Annotated in this window: 25 protein-coding genes and 1 pseudogene; 21 read left to right on the top strand and 5 right to left on the bottom strand. The window is 72.8% G+C overall.

Features of this window, described 5'->3' with window-relative positions; genetic code table 11:
• Nucleotides 1-25: 25 nt before the first annotated feature.
• Genes sufC through D4B81_RS03035 form a run of 7 tightly spaced genes read left to right on the top strand, consistent with a single transcriptional unit; the run spans nt 26 to nt 5,039 of the window.
• Nucleotides 26-784, top strand: coding sequence for a Fe-S cluster assembly ATPase SufC (gene sufC, locus D4B81_RS03065; RefSeq protein WP_097187533.1), 759 nt, complete (start codon nt 26-28; stop codon nt 782-784).
• 23 nt (nt 785-807) lie between these two features.
• The gene (locus tag D4B81_RS03060; protein ID WP_122261028.1) at nt 808-2,151 is read left to right on the top strand and encodes an aminotransferase class V-fold PLP-dependent enzyme; all 1,344 of its coding nucleotides are present in this window, start codon (nt 808-810) and stop codon (nt 2,149-2,151) included.
• A gap of 16 nt (nt 2,152-2,167) precedes the next feature.
• Nucleotides 2,168-2,662, top strand: a complete 495-nt coding sequence (sufU, locus tag D4B81_RS03055) for a Fe-S cluster assembly sulfur transfer protein SufU (RefSeq protein ID WP_122261027.1) — start codon at nt 2,168-2,170, stop codon at nt 2,660-2,662.
• Nucleotides 2,659-2,982 (top strand): metal-sulfur cluster assembly factor, encoded by a 324-nt coding sequence (locus D4B81_RS03050; RefSeq protein WP_097187530.1) that lies wholly within the window; start codon nt 2,659-2,661, stop codon nt 2,980-2,982. Before sufU ends, D4B81_RS03050 begins: the two co-directional genes overlap by 4 nt.
• 7 nt (nt 2,983-2,989) lie before the next feature.
• Nucleotides 2,990-3,670 (top strand): acVLRF1 family peptidyl-tRNA hydrolase, encoded by a 681-nt coding sequence (locus D4B81_RS03045; RefSeq protein WP_122261026.1) that lies wholly within the window; start codon nt 2,990-2,992, stop codon nt 3,668-3,670.
• Nucleotides 3,671-3,729: 59 nt separating this feature from the next.
• Nucleotides 3,730-4,068, top strand: a complete 339-nt coding sequence (locus D4B81_RS03040; protein WP_122261025.1) for a PadR family transcriptional regulator — start codon at nt 3,730-3,732, stop codon at nt 4,066-4,068.
• Nucleotides 4,065-5,039, top strand: a complete 975-nt coding sequence (locus tag D4B81_RS03035; protein WP_122261024.1) for a permease prefix domain 1-containing protein — start codon at nt 4,065-4,067, stop codon at nt 5,037-5,039. The genes D4B81_RS03040 and D4B81_RS03035 overlap by 4 nt, the downstream gene beginning before the upstream one ends.
• A 71-nt stretch (nt 5,040-5,110) precedes the next feature.
• On the opposite strand, the gene D4B81_RS03030 is transcribed toward D4B81_RS03035, so the two are convergent.
• Both D4B81_RS03030 and ypfJ read right to left on the bottom strand, forming a co-directional pair.
• Entirely contained in the window at nt 5,111-6,469 is a 1,359-nt protein-coding gene (locus D4B81_RS03030) for a dicarboxylate/amino acid:cation symporter (RefSeq protein WP_122261023.1), read from the bottom strand.
• Nucleotides 6,470-6,597: 128 nt separating this feature from the next.
• Nucleotides 6,598-7,461 carry a KPN_02809 family neutral zinc metallopeptidase gene (gene ypfJ / locus D4B81_RS03025; protein WP_122261022.1) on the bottom strand — a complete coding sequence of 288 codons (864 nt, stop codon included), beginning with the start codon at nt 7,459-7,461 and terminating at the stop codon, nt 6,598-6,600.
• 162 nt (nt 7,462-7,623) lie between these two features.
• On the opposite strand from ypfJ, the gene D4B81_RS03020 reads away from it, so the two are divergent.
• The 13 genes and pseudogenes from D4B81_RS03020 (at nt 7,624) to D4B81_RS02975 (ending at nt 21,701) form a co-directional block, all read left to right on the top strand.
• Nucleotides 7,624-9,222 (top strand): ABC-F family ATP-binding cassette domain-containing protein, encoded by a 1,599-nt coding sequence (locus D4B81_RS03020; RefSeq protein ID WP_122261021.1) that lies wholly within the window; start codon nt 7,624-7,626, stop codon nt 9,220-9,222.
• A 26-nt stretch (nt 9,223-9,248) separates the two neighbouring features.
• Nucleotides 9,249-11,114, top strand: coding sequence for an ABC transporter ATP-binding protein (locus D4B81_RS03015; RefSeq protein WP_122261020.1), 1,866 nt, complete (start codon nt 9,249-9,251; stop codon nt 11,112-11,114).
• On the top strand, nt 11,111-12,985 hold the full coding sequence (gene nhaA / locus D4B81_RS03010) for a Na+/H+ antiporter NhaA (protein WP_122261019.1): 1,875 nt from the start codon (nt 11,111-11,113) through the stop codon (nt 12,983-12,985). Before D4B81_RS03015 ends, nhaA begins: the two co-directional genes overlap by 4 nt.
• Nucleotides 12,986-13,027: 42 nt before the next feature.
• Nucleotides 13,028-13,627 carry a DinB family protein gene (locus D4B81_RS03005; RefSeq protein ID WP_122261123.1) on the top strand — a complete coding sequence of 200 codons (600 nt, stop codon included), beginning with the start codon at nt 13,028-13,030 and terminating at the stop codon, nt 13,625-13,627.
• Between the two features lie 70 nt (nt 13,628-13,697).
• The gene (locus tag D4B81_RS03000; protein ID WP_122261018.1) at nt 13,698-15,032 is read left to right on the top strand and encodes an HNH endonuclease signature motif containing protein; all 1,335 of its coding nucleotides are present in this window, start codon (nt 13,698-13,700) and stop codon (nt 15,030-15,032) included.
• A 101-nt stretch (nt 15,033-15,133) separates the two neighbouring features.
• A complete protein-coding gene (locus tag D4B81_RS19110; protein WP_272914053.1) occupies nt 15,134-15,256 on the top strand; it encodes a hypothetical protein in 123 nt (40 codons plus the stop codon).
• A gap of 86 nt (nt 15,257-15,342) precedes the next feature.
• Nucleotides 15,343-15,477, top strand: a complete 135-nt coding sequence (locus D4B81_RS19105) for a hypothetical protein (protein WP_272914052.1) — start codon at nt 15,343-15,345, stop codon at nt 15,475-15,477.
• A 25-nt stretch (nt 15,478-15,502) separates the two neighbouring features.
• Entirely contained in the window at nt 15,503-16,636 is a 1,134-nt protein-coding gene (locus D4B81_RS02995; RefSeq protein ID WP_122261122.1) for a N(5)-(carboxyethyl)ornithine synthase, read from the top strand.
• 54 nt (nt 16,637-16,690) lie between these two features.
• Complete coding sequence (locus D4B81_RS02990; RefSeq protein ID WP_122261017.1) at nt 16,691-18,139, top strand: phage tail sheath family protein; 1,449 nt, start codon at nt 16,691-16,693, stop codon at nt 18,137-18,139.
• A 99-nt stretch (nt 18,140-18,238) separates the two neighbouring features.
• Nucleotides 18,239-18,406 carry a hypothetical protein gene (locus tag D4B81_RS17965; protein ID WP_161964971.1) on the top strand — a complete coding sequence of 56 codons (168 nt, stop codon included), beginning with the start codon at nt 18,239-18,241 and terminating at the stop codon, nt 18,404-18,406.
• Nucleotides 18,407-18,418: 12 nt separating this feature from the next.
• Nucleotides 18,419-18,811: pseudogene (locus D4B81_RS19290) on the top strand (FAD-binding oxidoreductase); the annotation flags it as partial.
• Nucleotides 18,812-18,911: 100 nt separating this feature from the next.
• Nucleotides 18,912-19,877, top strand: a complete 966-nt coding sequence (locus D4B81_RS02980) for an FAD-binding oxidoreductase (RefSeq protein WP_122261016.1) — start codon at nt 18,912-18,914, stop codon at nt 19,875-19,877.
• A 138-nt stretch (nt 19,878-20,015) separates the two neighbouring features.
• Nucleotides 20,016-21,701, top strand: a complete 1,686-nt coding sequence (locus tag D4B81_RS02975) for a ribonuclease J (RefSeq protein ID WP_097187095.1) — start codon at nt 20,016-20,018, stop codon at nt 21,699-21,701.
• 211 nt (nt 21,702-21,912) lie between these two features.
• Here D4B81_RS02975 and D4B81_RS02970 read toward each other — a convergent pair whose 3' ends face one another.
• The 3 genes from D4B81_RS02970 to D4B81_RS02965 are packed head-to-tail and all read right to left on the bottom strand — an operon-like array spanning nt 21,913 to nt 22,993.
• Nucleotides 21,913-22,341, bottom strand: a complete 429-nt coding sequence (locus D4B81_RS02970; RefSeq protein ID WP_237565773.1) for a DUF1761 domain-containing protein — start codon at nt 22,339-22,341, stop codon at nt 21,913-21,915.
• 9 nt (nt 22,342-22,350) lie between these two features.
• Nucleotides 22,351-22,485 (bottom strand): hypothetical protein, encoded by a 135-nt coding sequence (locus D4B81_RS19100; RefSeq protein WP_272914051.1) that lies wholly within the window; start codon nt 22,483-22,485, stop codon nt 22,351-22,353.
• A gap of 37 nt (nt 22,486-22,522) precedes the next feature.
• Nucleotides 22,523-22,993 carry a hypothetical protein gene (locus D4B81_RS02965; RefSeq protein WP_161964970.1) on the bottom strand — a complete coding sequence of 157 codons (471 nt, stop codon included), beginning with the start codon at nt 22,991-22,993 and terminating at the stop codon, nt 22,523-22,525.
• A gap of 253 nt (nt 22,994-23,246) precedes the next feature.
• On the opposite strand from D4B81_RS02965, the gene D4B81_RS02960 reads away from it, so the two are divergent.
• Nucleotides 23,247-23,600, top strand: a complete 354-nt coding sequence (locus tag D4B81_RS02960; protein ID WP_122261014.1) for a YciI family protein — start codon at nt 23,247-23,249, stop codon at nt 23,598-23,600.
• The last annotated feature ends 4 nt before the right edge of the window (nt 23,601-23,604 follow it).

Below are 23,604 nucleotides of genomic sequence, written 5' to 3'. Positions count from 1 at the left end.
CCCGCTCAGCTTCCGAAGGAGCAGCATGACCACCCTCGAGATCCGCAACCTGCAGGTCAGCGTCGAGACCGACGACACCGCCAAGGAGATCCTGCGCGGCGTCGACCTGACCATCAACTCCGGTGAGACCCACGCCATCATGGGCCCCAACGGCTCCGGCAAGTCGACCCTCGCGTACGCGATCGCCGGCCACCCCAAGTACACCGTGACCGGCGGCGAGGTCCTCCTCGACGGCGAGGACGTGCTGGCGATGGGCGTCGACGAGCGCGCCCGCGCCGGCCTCTTCCTGGCGATGCAGTACCCCGTCGAGGTCCCCGGCGTCACCGTGTCCAACTTCCTGCGCACCGCCAAGACCGCGGTCGACGGCGAGGCGCCCAAGCTGCGCACCTGGGTCAAGGACGTCCGCGGCGCGATGGAGGCGCTGCGCATGGACGCCTCGTTCGCCGAGCGCAACGTCAACGAGGGCTTCTCCGGCGGCGAGAAGAAGCGCCACGAGATCCTCCAGCTCGAGCTGCTCCAGCCCCGGATCGCCATCCTCGACGAGACTGACTCCGGCCTGGACGTGGACGCCCTCAAGGTCGTCTCCGAGGGCGTGAACCGCGTCAAGGAGAACACCGGCCTGGGCGTCATGCTCATCACCCACTACACCCGCATCCTGCGCTACATCCAGCCCGACTACGTGCACGTCTTCGTCGGCGGCCGGGTGGCCGAGTCCGGCGGCCGCGACCTCGCGGACCGGCTCGAGGAGGAGGGCTACGACCGCTTCCTCACCGCCGGGGTCTGAGCACGGACGGAGGGACCACGGGTATGACGACCGGCGGGCTGCTCGAGCCGCGCGCCGCCGAGGGGTTCGGCGGCGCGGAGCTGGCGCGCCTGCGCGCGGACTTCCCGATCCTGACGCGCACGGTCCGCGGTGGCCGGCCGCTCGTCTACCTCGACAGCGGCGCCACCTCGCAGAAGCCGCGGGTGGTCCTCGACGCCGAGCGCGAGTTCTACGAGCGGCACAACGCCGCCGTGCACCGTGGCGCGCACCAGCTCGCCGAGGAGGCGACGGAGGCCTACGAGGGCGCCCGGGAGACGATCGCAGCATTCCTCGGGGCGGACCCGGGTGAGGTCGTCCTCACCCGGAACGGGACCGAGGGGCTCAACCTCCTCGCGTACGCCTTCTCCAACGCCGCGGCGCCGGGTGCGATGGCCGGGACCGATCCCGCGTGGGCCGACCGGCTGCGCCTCGGGCCCGGCGACGAGATCGTCGTCACCGAGATGGAGCACCACGCGAACCTCGTGCCGTGGCAGGAGCTGTGCCGTCGCACCGGGGCCACCCTGCGCTGGGTCGGGGTCACCGACGACGGCTACCTGCAGGACCCCTCGACCGTCGTGGGCGACCGGACGAGGGTGGTCGCCGTGACGCACGTCTCCAACGTGCTCGGCACGCTCAACGACCTGGGTCCCCGGTCCTCGGTGGTCGCCGCGGCCCGGCGCGTCGGGGCGCTCGTCGTCGTCGACGCCTGCCAGAGCGCACCCCACCTCGACATCACCGCGCTGACCGCCCCCGGGTCCGGCGTCGACGCCCTCGTCCTCACCGGGCACAAGACGCTCGGCCCCTCGGGCGTCGGGGTGCTGTGGGCGCGCCGCGGGCTGCTCGAGGCGATGCCCCCCTTCCTCACCGGCGGGTCGATGATCGAGCTGGTGCGCATGGAGGGGTCGACGTGGGCCCCGCCGCCGCAGAAGTTCGAGGCGGGCGTCCCGATGGCCGCGCAGGCCGTGGGGCTCGCCGCCGCGCTGGACTACCTCACCGAGCTCGGCCTGGACCGGGTGCACGCCCACGACCAGGCGCTCGTGCGGCATACCCTCGGCGTGCTGGCGGAGCGACCGTGGGTGCGCGTCCTCGGCCCTGCCGAGCCCACGGACCGGGTCGGGGCGGTCGCGTTCGTCGTCGACGGGGTGCACCCGCACGACGTCGGCCAGGTGCTCGACGACGCGGGCGTCGCCGTGCGGACCGGGCACCACTGCGCCTGGCCGCTGCACCGCAGGCTCGGCGTGCCGGCCTCGACCCGCGCCAGCTTCGGGGTCTACACGACCCCCGAGGAGATCGACGCGTTCGCCGCAGCCCTCGACAGGGTGCCCCAGATCTTCGGGGTGCCCGCGTGAGGGAGGTGGACCGCTAGTGGACCTGTACGCCGAGCTCATCCTCGAGCACGCGAGACGGCCCCGCCACGCCGGGCTGCGGGCCCCGTTCGAGGCCGAGGTGCACCACGTCAACCCCACCTGCGGCGACGAGATCAGCCTGCGCGTGCACCTCGGGGAGGGCGGGGTGCTGTCGGACCTCTCCTACGACGCCCTCGGGTGCTCGATCTCGGTGGCCTCGGCCTCGGTGCTCGCCGAGGAGTCCCTGGGACGGCCGGTCCCCGACACCCTCGAGACCTACCAGCACCTGCGCGCCATGCTCACCAGCCGGGGGCAGGACCCCGGTGACCCGGAGCAGCTCGGCGACGGCGTGGCCTTCGCCGGCGTCTCCCGCTACCCCGCCCGCGTCAAGTGCGCCCTGCTGCCCTGGACCGCCTACCTCGACGCCCTCGCCCGCGCCGGCGTCGACATCGCCGCCGCCAGCAGCGGCGCCGCACCGACCACCACCGCACGCACCACCCTGGAGGAATCGTGACCCAGCCCACCCCGCCCAACGTCGCGGACGTCGAGGAGGCCCTGCGCGACGTCGTCGACCCCGAGCTCGGCATCAACGTCGTCGACCTGGGTCTGGTCTACGGCGTGACCGTCGACGCCGCCTCGCACACCGTCATCGACATGACCCTCACCAGCGCGGCCTGCCCCCTCACCGACGTCATCGAGGACCAGGTCGCGCAGAGCCTGGAGGGCATGGTCCCCAGCCACCGGATCAACTGGGTCTGGATGCCGCCGTGGGGCCCGGACAAGATCACCGAGGACGGCCGCGAGCAGCTGCGCGCCCTCGGCTTCAACGTCTGACCGTTCGGTGAGCACCCCCTCCCGGGTCGAGGTCGCCCCCGAGCGGCTCGCCGGGTGGCTGGGGAGGTTCGCGTCCGCGCACGGGGACGTCTCCTGGTCCGTGGACCGGGAGACGTCCCCGTCGTCGTGGCTGGCCGCCGCGGCCGACGGCTCCTGGGCCCGGCTGTCGACCTGGCGCGACCCCGAGGACGTGCCGGCCGGACCGGGCGGCCAGGGCGGGCAGGGCGAGGCGCTGGGGGAGTGGGCGGCGCCGCCCGCCCTCCTCCTCGTGCTCGTGCGGCGCGGCGGGTATGCCGTGGGCGTCGCCTCGCCCGCGGGTGAGCTCGTCGCCCACAAGGTCGGCACCCGTCATGTGCAGTCGCGGACGGCGGCCGGCGGCTGGTCGCAGCAGCGTTTCGCCCGCCGCCGGGCCAACCAGGCGGACGCCCTCGTGGAGGCTGTCGTCGGCCACGCCTCGCGGGTGCTGGAGGAGGGGCGGGCCGTCCTCGGGGAGGTGGGCGGACTGGTCCTCGGCGGTGACCGGGCACTGTCCGCCGAGGTGCTCGACGCGGTGGCGAGCGGTCCTCGGTCCCGGCTGCACGCCATACCCCGCAGGGAGCTGCCCGACCTGCCGGACCCGCGCCGTGCCGTGCTGGACGAGGCGGTCCGCCGGGGGCGGGCGGTGCGCGTCACGGTCTCGAACGCGTGACGGACCGCACAACGGTGTGCCGTTGACGATAGTGTGTGACGCACAGTATCGTGTGGAGTATGGATGAGTCTCTGATCGGTGGTCATCTCCAGGAGCTGCGCCGGGGCACCGTGGTGCTGGCCTGCCTGGAGACCCTGGAGCGCCCGCACTACGGCTACGCGCTGATGGAGACGCTGTCGGGCTCGGGCTTCCCGGTCGACGGCAACACCCTCTACCCGCTGCTGAGACGGCTGGAGAAGCAGGGCCTGCTCACCAGCGAGTGGAACACCGACGAGTCCCGGCCCCGCAAGTTCTACCGGACCAGCGACGACGGGCACCTCCTGCTGGACCAGCTCCGCGCCGAGTGGCGATCGCTCGACGCAGCCATCACCTCGCTCGACAAGGGGAACGACCGATGACCAGGCAGACCACCACCCTGACCGACCGCTACGTGTGGACCGTCACCCAACACCTGCCGGCGGAGACGGCGACCGACGTCGCCCGCGAGCTGCGGGCCACGATCCTCGACACCGTCGACGACCTGGTGGCCGGCGGGGAGGACCCCGCCCGGGCGGAGCGGAAGGCGCTCACCGACCTGGGGGACCCTGCCGTGCTGGCCCGCCGGTACGGCGGTCGACCCGGCCACCTGGTGGGCCCCGGCCTCTACACGGACTACGTCCGGCTGCTGCGGCTGCTGCTGGCCGTCGTCCTGCCGATCGTGCTCGTCGCCCACCTGGTGGCGCGCGTCCTGGCCACCGACGACGGGTGGCTGGCGATCCTCGGCGGCACCGCCTCCCTCCTCTTCAACGTCGGGGTCCAGCTGACCTTCTGGGTGACCGTGACCTTCGTCGTCATCGAGCGTTCGAGGCCGGAGGAGGAACGGGGGCGGTCGCTGACGACCTGGGACCCCGACCAGCTCCCGGAGGAGACCCCCGCCCGCAGTGTGGGGCTGGGCGAGACAGTGTGGTCGGTCGCGTTCTCCCTCGCCCTCGCCGCACTGGTCGCCTGGCAGTTCGCCGGCGTGGAGGCGCCCGCGATCCAGGTGCTGAACCCCCAGGTCGACGTCGTCTGGAAGGTCACCCTGGTCGCGCTGCTCGCCCTGGACGCCGTCCTGGCTCTCGGGGTGTGGCGGGCGGGCCGGTGGACGCCCTCGGCTGCGGCCGTCAACGTCGCGAGCAACGTCGCGGCGGCGGCGCTGATCGTCTGGCTGCTGACGAGCGAGCAGCTCCTCGCGGACCTGCCGCAGGTGCTCTCCGAGCGCTTCGGCGCCACCGTCGACTGGGGGGTGTCCACCGCGGTGACGGCCGCCGTCGTGGTGCTGATCGCGGCCTGGGACGCCGTGGACTCGGTGCTCAAGGCGCGACGGAGCAGGTGGGCAGGTCCGTCCTGAACGGCACGAGGGGCCGTCGACCAGCAGGTCGACGGCCCCTCCTGGCGCCCACCGGAGGTGGGCGCCGGCGCTCAGGCGGGGGTCGGCACGGCGTCGCGGGCGACGTCCTGCGTGCGCTCCTCGCGCTCCTCGCGCCACGGCTCGCCGCGGCGCGGGGCGTTGTAGGCGTCCTCGTCGAGGATGCCCTGCCGCTTGGCGACGATCGCGGGGATCAGCGCCTGGCCCGCGACGTTGGTCGCCGTCCGGCCCATGTCGAGGATCGGGTCGACGGCCAGCAGCAGACCGACGCCCTCCAGCGGCAGGCCCAGCGTCGACAGGGTCAGCGTCAGCATGACCGTCGCCCCGGTCACGCCCGCCGTCGCCGCCGAGCCGATGACGGAGACGAAGGCGATGAGCAGGTAGTCGGTGACGCCGAGGCTCACGCCGAAGAACTGGGCGACGAAGATGGCCGCGATGGCGGGGTAGATGGCGGCGCAGCCGTCCATCTTGGTGGTGGCGCCCAGCGGCACCGCGAAGGCGGTGTAGGCCCGCGGCACGCCCAGGTTGCGCTCGGTGACGGCCTGGGTCACCGGCAGGGTGCCGATGGAGGACCGGGACACGAAGGCGAGCTGGATGGCCGGCCAGGCGCCGGTGAAGAACTGGCGGACCGAGAGGCCGTGGACCCGCAGCAGGACCGGGTAGAGCACGGCGAGCACCAGCACCAGGCCGACGTAGACGGCGAGGGTGAACCGGCCCAGGGAGCCGATGGTCTCCCAGCCGTAGGAGACGACGGCGTTGCCGAGGAGCCCGACCGTGGCCAGCGGCGCGAGCAGGATGACCCACCACAGCACCTTCTGCACCACCGTCAGGGCGGACCGGGTGAAGGCGAGGAAGGGCTCGGCCTCCTTGCCGACCTTGAGGACGGCGACGCCGACGGCGATCGCCAGGACCAGGATCTGCAGGACGTTGAAGGACAGCGAGACCTCGCCATCCTCACCGCCGCGGGCCGCCAGGCCCAGCACGTTGGCGGGGATGATGCCGGTGAGGAAGTCGAGCCAGGAGCCGGTCCGGCTCGGCTCGGCCGCGTCGGCCGCGGTCACGCCGGCGCCGCGCGCCGGGTCGACCACCCAGCCGACGACCATCCCGATGGAGACGGACGCCAGGGCGGTGATCGCGAACCACAGCAGGGTGTTCCAGGCCAGCCGGGCCGCCCCGGTGACCTCACGCAGGTTGGCGATCGAGGAGACGATGGCGAGGAACACCAGCGGCGGCACGATGGCGCGCAGCAGGGTGACGAAGGAGGACCCGATGATGGCCAGGGTCTCGGAGAGCCAGGTGGGGTTGTCGGCGGAGGCCCCGGTCGAGCGGGCCACCAGACCGAGCACGACGCCCAGGACGAGGCCGAGGAGGACCTGGGTGCCGAAGGACACCCGGGGTAGACGAGAGAGCACGGAGGTGCCTTTCCGGACGGGATCAGGAGGTATGACGCGGGGTCACCAGGTCGGCAACGCCGCGTTATCCCTCCCGCTTCCCGGGACCGGCATGAGGTAGGTCACACGGGGTGAGGCGTCGGGTCGGCTCAGTAGTCGTCCACGCTCGCCGCGTTGAGGACGTCGCACTGGTTGGCCTCGCCGGACTCGTAGCCGCGCATGAACCATCCCATCCGCTGCTCCGAGGAGCCGTGCGTCCACGTGTGCGGGGTGACCTGGCCCTGCATCCGTTCCTGGATCGAGTCGTCCCCGACGGCCGCGGCGGCGGACAGGGCGGAGCGGATCTCGTCCTGGGTGGGCGCCACGAGGAGCTGGTCCCCCGTCGTGCTGGCGTTCGCCACCCACGCGCCGGCGAAGCAGTCGGCCTGCAGCTCGACCCGCACGGCACCGGACTCGGGACCCTGCTCGCCCTGCTGCGAGGCGCGCAGCGCCCCGGTGTAGTTCTGGATGTGGTGGCCGTACTCGTGAGCGATGACGTACATCTCCCCGAGCGTGCCGCCGTCGGCGCCGAGCTGGCCCTCCAGCTGGTCGAAGAAGCCGGTGTCGAGATAGATCGTCTCGTCGACGGGGCAGTAGAACGGGCCCACCTGGCTCGAGGCCTGACCGCACTGGGTGTCCACCGCGCCGCTGAAGATGATCGCCTGGGTCGGCTGCGCGCGCTCGTAGGTCTGGGTCCAGTACTGCTCCAGGGAGAGCATCGCGCCCTTGACCCGGCAGTCGCGGTTCTCGTTGGCGTCCGCGCCCGAGGTGCACTCGGCCAGGTCGACGTTCTCCGCGCTCGAGGGCGTCTGCTGACCGCCGCCGAGGATCGCCCCCGGGTCCCCGCCGAAGAGCATCACGACCAGGGCGAGGAGGAGCGCACCGAGGCCGCCGCCGACGGCCATCCCGCCGCCGCCGCCACCACGCCGGCTGGCCCGGCCCGCCCCGATGTTCGCGTTCTCCCGAAAGGTCATCCGGACACCTTGCCTTCGCCTCGATCTGTGCAGGTCCGCCGACGCGCACCTAGCCGGTAGACTAACCATCCGGCCCTGGTGAGCGCACCAGCGGCGACCCCCACGTCATACCCCCCGTCCCGCAGCCACCCACGTCGTGCTGCCCCAGCAAGGAGCCCTCGCATGATCACCGCCTCCGGCGTCGAGATCCGCGTGGGCCCCCGCCTCCTCATGGACGACGTCACCTTCCGGGTCGGCCCGGGCGACCGGGTCGGCCTGGTCGGGCGCAACGGCGCCGGCAAGACGACCCTGACCACGATCCTCGCCGGGTATGGCGACCCGTCGGGCGGCGCTATCACGCGCACCGGGGAGGTCGGTTACCTGCCGCAGGACCCCCGGACGGGCGACCTGGACGTGCTCGGCCGCGACCGGATCCTCTCCGCGCGCGGGCTGGACGCGGTGATCCGCGGCATGCGGGCAGCGGAGGTCACGATGGCGAGCGGCGACGTGGAGGAGCGCGACCGGGCGATGCGCCGCTACTCCCGCCTCGAGGCGGAGTTCACCGCGAAGGGCGGCTACGCCGCGGAGGCGGAGGCTGCCTCGATCGCGAGCTCGCTGGGCCTGCCCGACCGGGTGCTGGAGCAGGAGCTGCGCACGCTCTCCGGCGGGCAGCGCCGTCGCATCGAGCTGGCGCGCATCCTCTTCTCCGGCGCTGAGACCCTGCTGCTCGACGAGCCGACAAACCACCTGGACGCCGACTCGGTCGTCTGGCTGCGCGACCACCTGCGGGCATACTCCGGCGGTCTCCTCATCATCTCCCACGACGTCGACCTCATCGAGACGGTCGTCAACAAGGTGTTCTACCTGGACGCCAACCGCCAGACGATGGACGTCTACAACATGGGCTGGAAGGCCTACCTCGCCCAGCGCGAGGCTGACGAGCGGCGCCGGCACCGCGAGCGGGCGAACACCGAGAAGAAGGCCGCCGCCCTGATGGCCCAGGCGGACAAGATGCGGGCGAAGGCGACCAAGGCGGTCGCCGCCCAGAACATGGCCCGGCGCGCCGAGCGGATGCTGGCCGGCCTGGAGGGGGAGCGGCAGAGCGACAAGGTGGCCCGGCTGAGGTTCCCCACCCCCGCCGCCTGCGGCAAGACCCCCCTGCAGGCGGAGGGCCTGTCCCGCTCCTACGGCAGCCTGGAGATCTTCACCGACGTGGACCTCTCGATCGACCGCGGCTCCAGGGTCGTCGTGCTCGGCCTCAACGGGGCCGGCAAGACGACGCTGCTGCGGCTGCTGTCCGGGATCGACCGGCCGGACACCGGCGAGGTCATCGCGGGGCACGGCCTCAAGCTCGGTTACTACGCGCAGGAGCACGAGACGCTTGACGTGGGGCGGACGGTCCTGGAGAACATGAAGACCGCCGCCCCGGAGCTCGACGAGACGCAGACCCGCAAGGTCCTGGGCTCCTTCCTCTTCTCCGGCGACGACGTGGACAAGCCCGCCGCGGTGCTCTCAGGAGGCGAGAAGACGCGCCTCGCGCTCGCCACCCTGGTCGTGTCGGCGGCCAACGTGCTGCTGCTGGACGAGCCGACGAACAACCTCGACCCGGCGTCGCGGGAAGAGATCCTGGCCGCCCTGCGCTCGTACGAGGGAGCGGTCGTCCTCGTCAGCCACGACGAGGGGGCGGTCCGGGCCCTCGAGCCGGAGCGGGTGCTCCTGCTCCCCGACGGGGTCGAGGACCTCTGGGGCCGCGACTACGAGGACCTCATCTCCCTGGCCTGACCGGGGTTGCCGAAGGAGCTGACCGGATGTCGATGCAGACGATGGCCCGACCCGGGTCGTTCCGCAGCTTCGCCAAGGACCCGAGCGTGCGGGGCCACCGGGTGGGCCGCGACACGGCCCGGCGGGTGGCCTCCTACGGGCGCCCCTTCCTGGGCGAGATCGTCGTCTACCTCCTCCTGGCCATCGCGGCCGGGGCGCTGGTGACCGCCGTGCCGCTCCTCATCCGGCGTCTCCTCGACGACGGTGTGGAGCTGGGGGACCGTGACCTCGTCATCGGACTGGGCGTCCTCGTCGCGGTGCTCGCGGTCGTCGAGACGGTCGTCACCGTGGTCAACCGCTGGCTCGGCTCGCGGATCGGTGAGGGACTCATCTACGACCTGCGCCGGGAGGTCTTCTCGCACGTGCTGCGCCAGCCGGTGGCGTTCTTCACCCGCTCGCAGACCGGTGCCCTCGTCAGCCGCCTCAACAGCGACGTCATCGGCGCTCAGGCGGCCTTCACCTCGGTCCTGTCCGGTCTGGTGAGCAACTTGGTCCTGCTGGTCCTGGTCCTCGGGGCGCTGCTCACGATGAGCTGGCAGATCACCGTCCTCGCCCTCCTCCTCCTGCCGATCTTCCTCGTGCCGGCCCGGCTGATGGGTGCGCGCCTCTCGACGCTGACACGCCGACAGATGGACCTCAACGCCGACATGCACACCCGGATGACGGAGCGGTTCAACGTCGGGGGAGCCCTGCTGGTGCGACTCTTCGGCCGGCCCGTCGAGGAGGACTCCGGGTATGCCGTGCGCGCCCGGGGGGTGCGCGACGCCGGCGTGTCGATCGCTGTCAACCGGGTCGTCTTCATGGCCGGCCTCGGCCTGGTCGCCTCGCTGGCGACCGCCCTCGTCTACGGGATGGGCGGTCTGATGGCGGTCGCGGGCGAGCTCACGGTGGGCACCCTCGTGGCGATGGCGGCCCTGCTGTCCCGGCTGTACGCACCGCTCACCGCCCTGTCCAACGTCAGGGTGGACATCATGACCGCGCTCGTCAGCTTCGAGCGGATCTTCGAGGTGCTCGACCTGCAGCCGCTCGTGCGCGAGGCCGAGGACCCGCAGGCGATCCCTGACGGGCCGGTGGGCGTGAGGCTCGAGGGCGTCTCCTTCGCCTACCCGGCCGCCGACGAGGTCTCCATCGCCTCGCTCGAGCAACGGCCGGAGGCGGAGACCCTCGACGGGCACCGGGTGCTCTCCGAGGTGAGCGTCGACATACCCGCGGGGACGATGGCGGCCCTGGTCGGGCCCTCCGGGGCCGGGAAGACCACCCTCACCTCGCTGGTCGCGCGCCTCTACGACCCGACGTCCGGGAGCGTGCGCATCGGGGGCGTCGACCTGCGCGAGGCGTCGCTGGAGTCGCTGCGCTCCACCGTCGGGGTGGTGACCCAGGAGGCGCACATGTTCAACGACACGGTCGGCGCCAACCTGCGGTACGCCCGCCCGGACGCCACGGACGAGGAGATCTGGGAGGCGCTGCGCGGTGCCCAGATCGAGGAGCTGGTGCGCCGGCTGCCCGACCAGCTCGACACCGTGGTGGGTGACCGCGGGCACCGCCTCTCCGGCGGGGAGAAGCAACGGCTGGCGATCGCCCGGCTGCTGCTGAAGTCACCCTCGGTCGTCGTGCTCGACGAGGCCACCGCGCACCTTGACAGCGAGTCGGAGGTCGCCGTCCAGCGCGCGTTGGACCGGGCGCTGAGCGGTCGCACCTCGCTCGTCATCGCCCACCGGCTGTCCACCGTCCGGGACGCGGACCTCATCCTCGTCCTCGACCGGGGCCGGGTCGTGCAGCGCGGCACGCACGAGGAGCTGCTCGCCGCGGGTGGCCTCTACCGGTCCCTCCACGACACCCAGTTCAGCCGATGACCCCGCGGGGGGCCTCCCGCGCACGGCGGCGCGCCCTGGTCGGGCAGCTCTCCGAGCCGGTGCGCTCGTTCCTGTCGACCGAGGCCGGCGGAGCCACGCTCCTGCTGCTCGCCGCGGTGGTCGCGCTCGGCTGGGCCAACTCGCCCTGGTCCGCCTCCTACGAGGCGCTGCGGCACACCGAGGCCGGGGTGGTGGTGGGGGGTCTCGAGCTCGTCATGGACCTCGAGCACTGGGTCGACGACGGGCTGATGGCTCTCTTCTTCTTCGTCCTGGGGCTCGAGGTGCGGCGCGAAGTGTCCGTCGGCGAGCTGCGCGACCCCCGCCGGGCCACGATCCCCCTCCTCGCCGGCCTCGGCGGGATGGTCCTGCCCACGGCGCTCTACCTGCTCATCGCGCCCGGTGGCGAGGCCGCCCGCGGGTGGGCCGCCGTCATCGGCACGGACACGGCGTTCCTGCTGGGCGCGCTCGCGGTCGTCGGTCCGGTCTTCTCCACGCAGCTGCGGATCTTCCTCCTCACGCTGACCGTCGTCGACGACATCGTCGCCGTGAGCGTCATCGGCCTCGTCTACTCCGACGACGTCCGGGTGCTGCCGCTGCTGGGCATGCTCGTCCTGGGTGCGCTGATCGCGGCGATGTCGCGCGCGGGCGTGTGGCGGGTGGCTCCCTACGCGGTGCTGGGCCTGGTGCTCTGGCTCGTCACGCTGGAGGCCGGGCTGCACGCCTCCATCGCCGGGATGCTGGCCGGCCTGCTCGTCGGGGCCGCCGAGCCCCGGCGCGAGGTCGTCGACGGTGCCGTCGAGCGGTTCCGGGCGTTCCGGCAGTCCCCGCACGTCGACGTCGGCCGCCGCGCCAGCGAGGGTCTGGCCCGGGCTGTCTCGGTGAACGATCGGCTGCAGGCGTCGCTGCACCCGTGGTCCAGCTACGTCGTGGTGCCCGTGTTCGCGCTCACCAACGCCGGGATCGACCTGCGCGACGGGGTGCTGGCGGACGCCCTCACCTCGCGCCTCACCTGGGCGGTCGTCGTCGGGCTGGTGGTCGGCAAGACGCTGGGCATCGGGCTGACCTGCTTCCTGGCGCTGCGGCTGCGCCTGGGCGGGCTCCCCTCGGGCGTGGGCCCCGGTCACGTCCTCGGCGGGTCGGCGCTCTCCGGCATCGGCTTCACCGTGTCGCTGCTCGTCGTCGGGCTGGCCTTCGACGACGAGCAGCTGCGGGCGCAGGCCACCGTCGGCGTCCTCCTCGCCGCGGTGCTCGCGACGCTGCTGGGGTGGGCCCTCTTCCGCGCGGCCGCGGTGCTGCGGGGGGAAGGTGACGCCGACCTCCCGCGCGTCCTCGACCGACCGGTCGACCCGGGGCGGGGCGACCACGTGCTCGGTCCCCACGACGCGCCGCTGACCCTCGTCGAGTACGCCGACTTCGAGTGCCCGTTCTGCGCGGAGGCGACGGGGGTCGGCGCCGAGCTCCGCGCGCGGTTCGGGGAGGAGCTGCGCTACGTCTTCCGTCACCTGCCCCTGCCCGACGTCCACCCCCGCGCCGAGCTGGCGGCGCGGGCGGCTGAGGCGGCCGCGCGCCAGGGGTTCTTCTGGCAGATGCACGACGTGCTGTTCGGCCGCCAGGACGCGCTGGAGCGCGTGGAGCTCGTCGGCCACGCCCAGGACCTCGGGATGGACGTCGACCGGTTCATGCTCGACCTCGACGACCCGGAGGTCGCGCAGCGGGTGCGGGACGACGTGGCCAGCGCCGAGGCCAGCGGGGCCCGGGGGACCCCCACGTTCTACGTCGGCGAGCACCGGCATACCGGGCCCTGGGACAGCCAGACCCTGGCCCGGGCGCTGGAGGCAGCCAGGGATCGCGGACCGACCCTCCCGGACTGACCGCGGACCGTTCCTGTCCGTGGGGTGTGGTGGGGTGAGGTCATGAGCGACCGACCCGACCCCACCCTCGACCTCGATGTCGTCACCCGGTTGCACGACCAGCTCGACTGGCACTGGCAGGCCCAGGCGCGGCCGCGGCTGGACGGCCTCACCGACGAGGAGTACCTGTGGGAACCGGCGCCCGGCACCTGGAACGTGCGTAGGAGGGAGGATCCGGCGCCCGGCACCGTGACCCGCCGCGCCGGCGCGGGCGGGTGGCTGATCGACATCGGCATCCCCGAGCCTGAGCCCGCCCCGGTCACCTCGATCGCGTGGCGGCTCGCCCACGTCGTGGTCGGCGTGCTGGGGGCGCGGGCGGCATCGCACTTCGGCGGCCGCCCGGCGAGCTACGACGGATGGACCTACGCGGGCACCGCGCCGGAGGCGCTGCTCCAGCTGGACGAGGCGTATGCCGCGTGGTCGGCCGGCGTGCGGTCCCTCACGCCCGCGCTGCTCGCCAGGCCGGTCGGTCCGGCGGAGGGTCCGTGGGCCGAGGCGCCGATGATCGACCTCGTGCTGCACATCAACCGGGAGACGATCCACCACCTCGCCGAGGTCGCGCTGCTGCGCGACCTGTGGGCGCACCGCGCGCGGGGGTCGTGATCGGGCGCTCGCGGTGGCCGGGGTGGCTGCGTAACTGAGGTCTGTCGGCGGGGGTTCGTACACTTGTCGCATGTCGGTGGGATGGGGCGGTGACGTGATCCGTATCAGCTTTCAGGAGCTGGTGCGGGACGGTCTGCCTGCGGCCCGGACCCCTGGGGAGGTCGTGACGGCGAGTCTGCGGGAGGCTCACCGGGAGCTGGCCCTGGCCGAGCTCGCCTCCCGGCAGTCGGTCCTGCTCCAGGACTGCGAGCTCGCGACTCACCTGGAGGAGATCGGGCGGCTCTCCACGGTGCTGGTGCGCACCCGCCTGCGCCTGGCCTGCGACGTGGCCGAGCGCGGGCTGCACCTCGGCAGCGGGTTCACGCTGGCGGACTGGTTGCAGCAACGCAGTCCGGAGCTGGCGCCCGCGGTGGTGCGCGACCTCGCCAGGCTCGCGGGCGCGAGCCGCGAGCCCGTCCACCGGGAGCTGGTCGACGCGGTGCAGAGCGGTGCGATGGCGCTGGCCCGGGCGGCGGCGATGCACCGGGCGCTGGGGCGGATCCGGTCGGCGGTCTCGCCGGAGGACTACGAGCGGGCGGTGGCCCTGCTGGTCGGGGCGGGGTGCGACCCGCTGTTCGACGACGCCGACATCGGCCGGATCATCGACGCGCTGCTGCGCGCGTGCCTGCCCGAGAAGAAGCACGAGGAGCGGAGGAAGGCACAGCAGGGTCTGCGGGACGTGCACGAGTCCAACCTCGCGGACGGGTCGGTGCGCCGGATCGTCATGACCTTCGGCGACGACGCGGACTACGAGGCCGTGCGGGCGATCTTCACCTCGCCGTTGGCCGCACCGGCCTCGAAGGAGGAGCAGGAGGTCACCGGGGTGGAGGAGAGGCGGACCCCGGGTCAGCGCCGCTACGACGCCCTGATGACGGTGCTGCGGCGGGGGGTGGCGGGCACCAAGGGCCAGCCCACCACGCCGAAGGCGACGCTGGTGGTGACGATGGACCTGGAGACGCTGCGCCGCGGCCTGGTGGAGGCGGGGGAGCGACCCGGGTGCGGGTCGACCCTGACCGGTGCGTCGGTCAGCGCGTCGACGATCCGGCAGCTGGCGTGCGAGGCCGACATCATCCCGGTGGTCCTCGGTGGACCGAGCGAGGTCGTGGACCAGGGACGCCGCCGGCGACTGGTCACCCCCGGCCAGCGCATCAGGCTGGCGGCCAGGGACAAGGGATGCACCATCCCGGGCTGCACGGTGCCTGCGACCTGGTGCGACGCCCACCATGTCGTGCCCTGGGCGCAGGGTGGACGCTCCGACCTGTCTAACTACGCCTTGCTCTGTCCACGCCACCACACCTGGGTCCACGAGGTGGGCCTGACGGCCCGGGTCACGACCCTCGGGGTGGTCTGGATCTTCCGGCGATGACCCCGCCCCGGACCCGGCCGGGCGGCCGGGTCAACGGCATGTCTTCTGTGCGTCCGGAAACCGGTCCGTAGGCTGGTGCCCCGACCCGAGGAGCGGTGAGCGTGGACAACATCTGGACGATCGTGCTGATGGTCGCCGCGGCGATCCCGGTGTTCCTCCTGCTCCGCTGGCTGGCCACCCGCCGGGCCGTCGACCAGGCCCGGCGCCGGCACGGGGACCACTGACCGCTCGCCCCGGGCACCGGTCGGAGGCCAGGGCGTAGGCTCGGGAGCAGCGAGACCGATCAGGTCTTCCTCTCAAAGGTGACGCCATGTCCGACAAGTCCCCGCGCCACTCCCTCTCCAAGAATTCCGGCAAGTCCATCAAGGAGAAGCGGGCCGACAAGCGGGCCAAGGACGACAAGTCCTCCGCGGTCGAGTCGACCCTGCACCCCAAGAAGCGCTGACTCGGTGCTCCTCTCCGTGGGCGTGATGGCCCACTCCCGCAAGGAGAACGAGCACCGGCTGCCGATCCACCCGGAGCACCTGTCCCGGATCGACGACGACCTGCGGTCGCGGATCTTCCTCGAGCACGGGTACGGCCTGCCGTTCGGGATGCCCGACGAGACGCTCGCCGGCCTGGTCGGCGGCGTCCGCTCCCGCGCCGAGCTCATCGCGGAGTGCGACGTCATCCTCCTGCCCAAGGTCCAGGCCGAGGACCTCGCCGACCTGCGGGACGGGCAGATCGTCTGGGGGTGGCCGCACTGCGTCCAGGACGCCGGGCTCACTCAGCAGGCCATCGACCGCCGCCAGACCCTCATCGCGTTCGAGGCGATGAACCACTGGTCCCGCAGCGGCAACTTCCTGCTCCACGTCTTCCACCTCAACAACGAGCTGGCCGGCTACTGCTCCGTGCTGCACGCGCTCACCCTGATCGGCTCCACCGGCAGCTACGGCCCGAAGCGGAGCGCCGTCGTCATCGGGTTCGGTGCCACGGCCCGGGGTGCCGTGACCGCACTGAGCGCCCTCGGCATCACCGACGTCCGGGTGCTCACCCATCGCAAGGTCGCCGCCGTCGCCTCGCCGATCCACTCCGTCGACATCGTCCACCTCGACCAGGACGAGGACCCGTCGCTGACGACCGTCGTGACCAACGACGGCCACGTCCCCCTCGCCCCCTACCTCGCCGGGAACGACGTCGTCGTCAACTGCGTGCTGCAGGACACCGCCGCGCCCTGGACCTTCCTCACCGAGGAGGACCTGGCGCTGTTCCGACCGGGGAGCCTCGTCGTCGACGTCTCGTGCGACGAGGGCATGGGCTTCAGCTGGGCCCGGCCGACGACGTTCGAGGACCCGACCTTCGTCGTGGGCGACAACATCACCTACTACGCCGTCGACCACACCCCGTCCTACCTGTGGAACTCGGCGACGTGGGAGATCAGCGCGGCGCTGCTGCCGCACCTGCGCACCGTCCTGTCGGGTCCGGACGCGTGGCAGGCCGAGCCGACGATCGGCCGCGCCGTCGAGATCCAGGACGGGCAGGTCCGCAACCCGGCCATCCTGGCCTTCCAGGGCCGCGCCGAGGAGTACCCGCACCCGCGCCTGGCCGACACCGCGAGCGAGTAGGTCCAGGCAGGTCAGGTCCCTGCGCGGGACCCCCGGGGGGCGGTTCAATGGCGTATGCCGCCCACCGCACCCAGCACCGCCGGCGCCCCCGTCGAGCCCCTGCCCACCTCCGTCACCGGCTTCGTCGGCGCCGCGGACGCCGGACCCGTCGACACCCCGGTCACCGTCACCAGCGCGGCGGACTACCACGCCACCTTCGGGCCCAGCCTCGACGCGGACCGTCCGCTCGGCCACGCGGTCGACCTGTTCTTCGCCAACGGCGGCCGGAGCGCCGTGGTCGTCCGAGCGGGTGGTCCCGCGCCCGGGCAGCTGGCCCCGCCCGAGGGGCCGGGGGGCGTCCACGCTCTCGACGGCTCCGGCGTGACCGTGCTGGCCTTGCCCGGCCTCACCGCGGCCTCCCCCGACCAGGTGCGGGTCGCGCTCGGGCGGTGCGCGGCATACCGCGCGGTCCATCTCCTGGACCTGCCGCCGGACCCCTGGGGACCCGGGACCGAGGCCCTGCTGCGGGAGGTGACCGAGCACCGGGAGCGCGCTGCGGCATACCACCCCTGGGTCGTCGCCGGCGGCGTGACGGTGCCGCCGTCGGGGCCGGTCGCCGGGGTGATCGCGCGCACCGACGCCGAGCGGGGGGTGTGGAAGGCGTCCGCCGGCGTCGCGCTGAGCGGGGTGGACGGTCTCGCGGAGGCCCTCGACGACCGGGAGAACGACCGCCACGTACAGGCCGGGGTCAACGCGCTGCGCGAGTTCCCCGGCCGGGGGAGGCTGGTCTGGGGGGCGCGCACGCTGGCCGGGGCGGAGTCCGTCGAACCCGCCTCGCGCTACCTCAACGTACGGCGGCTCACCGACCATGTCCTCAGCTCCCTGACCGCCGGGCTGAGCTTCGTCGCGAGCGAGGCCGACGACGCGGCGCTGTGGGCCCGGGTGCGGCAGCTCACGGAGGACTTCCTGCACCGGCTGTGGCTGCAGGGCGCGCTGCAGGGCACGAAGGCCGAGCACGCCTTCGGGGTGCGGTGCGGTCTGGGGGAGACGATGACCGAGGTCGACGTGCTCGCGGGTCACCTCGTGCTCACGATGTGGCTGGCGCCGGTCAAGCCTGCCGAGTTCGACGCCCACACGCTCCGTCTGCAGGCAGGTATGCCGTCGCCCTCACCCGGCCCGGTCCGCAGGGTGCGGCGGGTGAAGCCGTCCACGCCGGCCGGGGCGGCGCGGACCGCGGTGCACCGGGTCGACCTGAGCCAGGTGGTGTCGAGCTACATCGGCGAGACGGAGAAGAACCTCAACCGGATCCTCGACGAGGCCGAGCGGTCGGGGGAGGCGCTGCTGCTGGACGAGGGCGACGCACTCCTCGGGCGGCGGACCGAGGTGAGCAGCTCACACGACCGGTACGCGAACCTGGAGACGGCCCACCTCCTCGAGCAGCTGGCCCGCGAGCGCGGGGTCGAGGTGCGATGGCAGGGGAAGGGCCTCCGGCGGCGGCCCCCGCCTGACCCGGACGAGCCCTGACGGGTCTGCGGCGCACCGCCGTTGCCTACCGCCGTGCCGCGGGCTTGTGGGGTGTTCAATGGGCCATGACCACCGTGACGGCGAGCTGACCGGCCGACCATGTCCTCGCCCCGCCCCTCGGCGCGGCGTCCTGCCGGAGCGCACCGGCCGCGACGCCGGAGGGTGGTGCGGTGGACCGTGGTGGTCGTCGCGCTGCTGGTGGTCCTGGTGGTGGGCGGGCCGCAGTACGCGTTGTGGTCGGGGGAGCCGGTGGCGGCCAAGGACTAAGTCGTCAGCCCGGTGCCGCCCCTGCCCGTCGTCGAGCAGAGCCGCGCGCCCGCGCCGGCGGACGCGGCGGCATACCCGGGTGGGTTGTCCCAGCAGGGCGGCACGGTGACGGACGCGAGCTGCCTGACCCGCACCCCCGTGTTCGGGGTCGTGCGGCCGGTCGACGAGTCCGGGGTCCGGACGGCGCTCGCCTACGCCGCCGAGCACGACCTCGCCGTGTCGGTGGGTGGCACGCAGCACGCGCTGGGCGGGCAGGCGTCGCACCCGGGCGGGCTCGTCGTCGACATGCGCGGCCTGGACGCGATCACGGTGGACGTGGAGGCCCGGACGGCGGTGGTGCAGGCCGGGGCGACGTGGCACCAGGTGCTCGAGGCGGTGCACCCGGCGGGGTTGTCGGTCGCCACCATGCCCAGCGTCGACGTGCTCAGCGTCGGCGGCACGGTGTCGGTCAACGCGCACGGGCTGGACTTCCGCGCGGGGGAGCCTGTCGTCGACGATCCGGTCGGTGCGGGTGATGACGGCCGACGGCGAGGTGCACCGGGTGGGTCCGGACCGGGAGCCGGAGCTGTTCGAGGCCGTGGTGGGCGGCTACGGGCTCCTCGGGGTGGTGCTGGACGTCGAGCTGGAGCTGGTGGACAGCGAGATGTACCGCCTGCGCAGCCAGGTGGTCGAGCACCGCGACTTCCCGGAGGTCTTCGCCGCGCAGGTGGCTGGGGACGACGCCGTGCGGCTGACCTACACGCACCTGTCCACGGCGCCGGGCAGCCTGCTGCAGGAGGCGATCGTCTACACCTACGAGCGGACCGGTACGGACGAGCCGGTGCCACCGCTGAGGGAGCGGGCCTCGGACCGGACGAGCCGGCTGGTCTTCAACCTGGCCCGGACCGGCGACGTGGGCCAGCGCCTGAAGTGGGGGGCCCAGAAGCACGTGCTGCCACGCGTGCGCGGGTGCGTGCAGTCGCGCAACGAGGCGCTGCGCGAGATGGAGGCGTGCATGGTGGCGCGCAACCAGGCGATGTACGAGAGCCTGGGCTTCCTGCAGAACCGGCTGCCGCAGTACACCGACGTGCTGCACGAGTACTTCCTGCCGCACGAGCGGGTCGTGCCGTTCCTGGACGAGCTGCGCGCGCAGCTGGGGGAGCACGACGCGCGGCTGCTCAGCGCCTCGATCCGGTCGGTGCACCGGGAGGACGTCGTGCTCGACTACGCGCAGGGGGAGCGGTTCTCCGTGGTGCTCTACCTGAGCCAGGAGGTCAGCGACGCCGGGAGCACGGACATGGCCTCCCTGACACGCTCGCTGGTCGCGTCCTCGCTGAACCTCGGCGGCACGTTCTACCTGCCCTACCAGCAGCACTACACCCGGGATCAGGTGGCGCGGGCCTACCCGCGGCTGGCGGAGTTCGTCGCGACCAAGCGGCGGTTCGACCCGGAGGAGCGGTTCCGGAACAGCTTCTGGGCGAGGTATGCCTGAGCGCGGCCGGGTGATCGACGATCCGCGATATTCGTCGTCACCCCCTTGCCCGCCGTCGACCCCCCGGCGAGCGAGTAGGCTCGACCCCGACTGCTGGCGCGTGCCGGCCGACCCCAACCCCCTGATCGACGAGGTTTCATGAGCCACCCGCACCCCGACCTGGGCGCCCCGCCCGCCCTGCCCCGCAACGGACTGAGGGTGGTGGCGCTGGGCGGTCTGGGAGAGGTCGGCCGCAACATGGCGGTGTTCGAGCACCGCGGCAAGCTGCTGATCATCGACTGCGGCGTGCTCTTCCCCGAGGAGCACCAGCCCGGCGTCGACGTCATCCTGCCGGACTTCTCCTTCCTGCGCGGGCGGTGGCAGGACGTGGTGGGCGTGGTCCTGACCCACGGGCACGAGGACCACATCGGCGGGGTGCCGTACCTGCTCAAGGAGCGTGGCGACATCCCCGTCGTCGGTTCCCGCCTGACGCTGGCGTTCATCAACGCCAAGCTCAAGGAGCACCGGATCAAGCCCCGGACCACCCAGGTCGCCGAGGGCGAGCGGCTCACGCTGGGGCCCTTCGACTGCGAGTTCGTCGCGGTCAACCACTCCATCCCCGACGGGCTCGCGGTGATGGTGCGCACCCCGGCGGGCTCGGTGCTGCACACCGGCGACTTCAAGATGGACCAGTTCCCCCTGGACGACAGGATCACCGACCTGCGTGCCTTCGCCCGGTTCGGCGAGGAGGGCGTGGACCTGTTCATGGTCGACTCCACCAACGCCGAGGTGCCCGGGTTCACCACCGCGGAGAAGGACCTCGCGCCCGCCATCGACACCGTCTTCCGGACGGCGCCGGGGCGGATCGTGGTGTCCAGCTTTGCCAGCCACGTGCACCGCATCCAGCAGGTCATCGACGCCGCCTCGGCGCACGGGCGCAAGGTGGCGTTCGTCGGGCGCTCGATGGTCCGCAACATGAAGATCGCCCAGGACCTGGGCTACCTCACCGCGCCCCGCGGGCTCATCGTCGACGCCAAGCAGCTCGACGACCTGCCGCCGACCGAGGTGACGCTGGTGTGCACGGGGTCCCAGGGCGAGCCGATGGCGGCGCTGTCGCGGATGGCCAACCGCGACCACCAGATCCGCATCGGCGAGGGGGACACGGTGCTGCTGGCCAGCTCGCTCATCCCCGGCAACGAGAACGCCGTCTCGCGCATCATCAACGGCCTTACCCGCTGGGGCGCCAAGGTCGTGCACCAGGGCAACGCCAAGGTGCACGTCTCGGGCCACGCCAGCGCCGGCGAGCTCGTCTACTGCTACAACATCATCAAGCCGCGCAACGTCATGCCGGTCCACGGCGAGTGGCGCCACCTGCGCGCCAACGCCGACCTGGCGATCCGCACCGGCATGGACCCCGACCGGGTGGTCGTCGTGGACGACGGCGTGGTCGTGGACCTGGTCGACGGCCGGGTCAAGGTCACCGGGAAGGTCCGTGCGGGCTACGTCTATGTCTCGGCCGGCGCGGTCGGTGACGTGACCGAGGACGAGCTGCGCGACCGGCTGACCCTCAGCCAGCAGGGCACCGTCACCGTGGTCGCCCTGGTCGACGCGGACACCGGCAAGCTGACCGAGCCGCCGGACTTCCTGGCCCGCGGTCTGGGCACGGACGAGAAGATGTTCGAGGCCGCGGTCCCGGCGATCGAGAAGGCGCTGGCCGAGGCGGCGTCGCAGGGCATCGGCGACCCGCACGAGCTCGAGCAACGCATCGCCCGGGCCATCTCGCAGTGGGCCTTCCGCAAGCACCGCCGCAACCCGCTGGTGGTCCCGGTGGTCATCGAGGCCTGACCGCCCGCGCCTGACCCCCGTGGTCCGGCGCAGCGCCGCGAACACATCGCTGTGCGGGGCTGTCGTGTCACGAGCAACGCCAGGGCGACGAGCGTGACACGACAGCCGCGCACAGGCTTCGCCGCAGCCGCGAGCGGACACGACAGCCACGCACAGGCATCGCCGCAGCCGCGAGCGGACACGACAGCCACGCACGGACGCCGGCGCGGGGTCAGCCGGGGGGCAGCAGCCCGATGACGAGCGCCATCGCCAGCACGGTGACGAACCCGTTGAGCAGCGTGTAGGGCGTCACCCGGAAGCCGCGCGGGTCGAAGCCGTCGTGCACCACGACCCGGGCAGCGGTGAACCCCAGCCACAGGATGAGCCCGGTGACGAGCGAGTTGACGAGGAACGACCCGCCGTAGAACTGCTGCGCCAGCCACGCGGCGCCGGCGAGCACCCAGGCGGTGACGAAGCTGGAGACGAGCACCACGCCGTAGACCCAGCTGCCGGCCCCGCCGCTCATCGACTCCTCGTCGTGACCGATGGCGCGCATCCAGCGGCTGCCCATCACCTTTGGGTGGTAGTAGACGAAGCCCACGACCATGGAGGCGACGACGGCGCCGACGACGGCGAGGTAGTTGATCTCGGGAACGGTCACGCGCGCAGCCTACGACCAGCAGCCCGCCGTCGGGAGACCTTCGTCGGCGGCGCCCGCCGCCCGCAGCTCGCCGCCCGCCCCGCAGCTCGGCCCCCGCCCCCGCAGCTCGACGCCCGCCCCCGCCGACGCGGACGGTGCGGGCACCCCCCGAGGGTGCCCGCACCGCATACCGGAGCGTCGTTCAGAGCTGGCCGAGCTCCTTGAGCACTCCGCCCAGCTGCTCCTGCAGCTGCGGGCTGCCCGCACGGCCGAGGAGGTCGAGCGCCCCCTCGAGCACGATGCCCTGGTAGGGGGACCCGATCTTCTCGAACGGGTTCTCCCGGCCCTCGAACCACGGCCACGGACCCGGCCAGGGGCCCGGCCACGGCCACGGCCAGGGCCACGGCCACGGCGGGCAGATGTCGATGAAGTCGGCCACGGCGAGGAGCGCGTCGCCGCGCGCGGTGCGGCTGAGCCGCTCGGCGGGCATCGCCCGCATCGCCTCCGCCGCGGCCGTGGCCACGCGGGCGGCGTCGTCGAGCGAGGCGACGTGCGCCACCTGGCCCACGATCGTGCTCGCGACGAACGCGTCCACCTCGCGCACGTAGCGCGCCCTGATCAGCAGCTGCCACGGCACCTTGTCAGCGCCGGGGAAGGACTCTGGAGTCCACATGTCATGCCCCTTCTCCCTGCTCCGGCCCCCTGCCGGAGTCTGGTGGGATAGAGGTCGGCGGGGAGGGCTGGATACACGCCCACCCCGCGCCCACCCCCGGGGCCGACCTCCGCGCCCAGCGGCTTCGCCCGGAAACTCCCACGCGTGCCCTGTCGATCCGGGGTGCTCCCGTCCGACATGCTCATGAGGTCGCAACCGGCGCGGCCAGGCAGGAGGAGAGACCGATGACGGACCTCACGACCGGGAGGCGGGCATGAAGTACCTCGTCCTGCTCATGGCCGACGGCGAGCTGCCCGCCTGGGCCGACCACACCGAGGAGCAGCAGGCGGACGTCATCCGGCAGTTCGAGGAGTTCGGCGCCGCCTGCGCCGCGCGGGAGGGGGTGCAGATCCTCGCCGGCGAGGCGTTGGGGCCCGGTGACACCGCGACCGTCGTCCGCACCCGCGGCGGGGTGCGCACGCTCACCGACGGCCCGTTCGCGGAGGCCGTGGAGCAGCTCGGCGGCTTCTACCTCCTCGACGCACCCGACCTCGACGTCGTGATCGACCTGCTGCAGCTGCTGCCGCCGTACGACATCCAGGTCAGCCCCGTCGTCGACCCCTACTGAGGGC

Origin of the sequence: Ornithinimicrobium cerasi (assembly GCF_003702705.1) — a bacterium.
Classification (GTDB): Bacteria; Actinomycetota; Actinomycetes; order Actinomycetales; family Dermatophilaceae; genus Ornithinicoccus; species Ornithinicoccus cerasi.
Note: the sequence above shows the minus strand (reverse complement) of the source record. Positions and strands in the feature narration are given on the sequence as shown.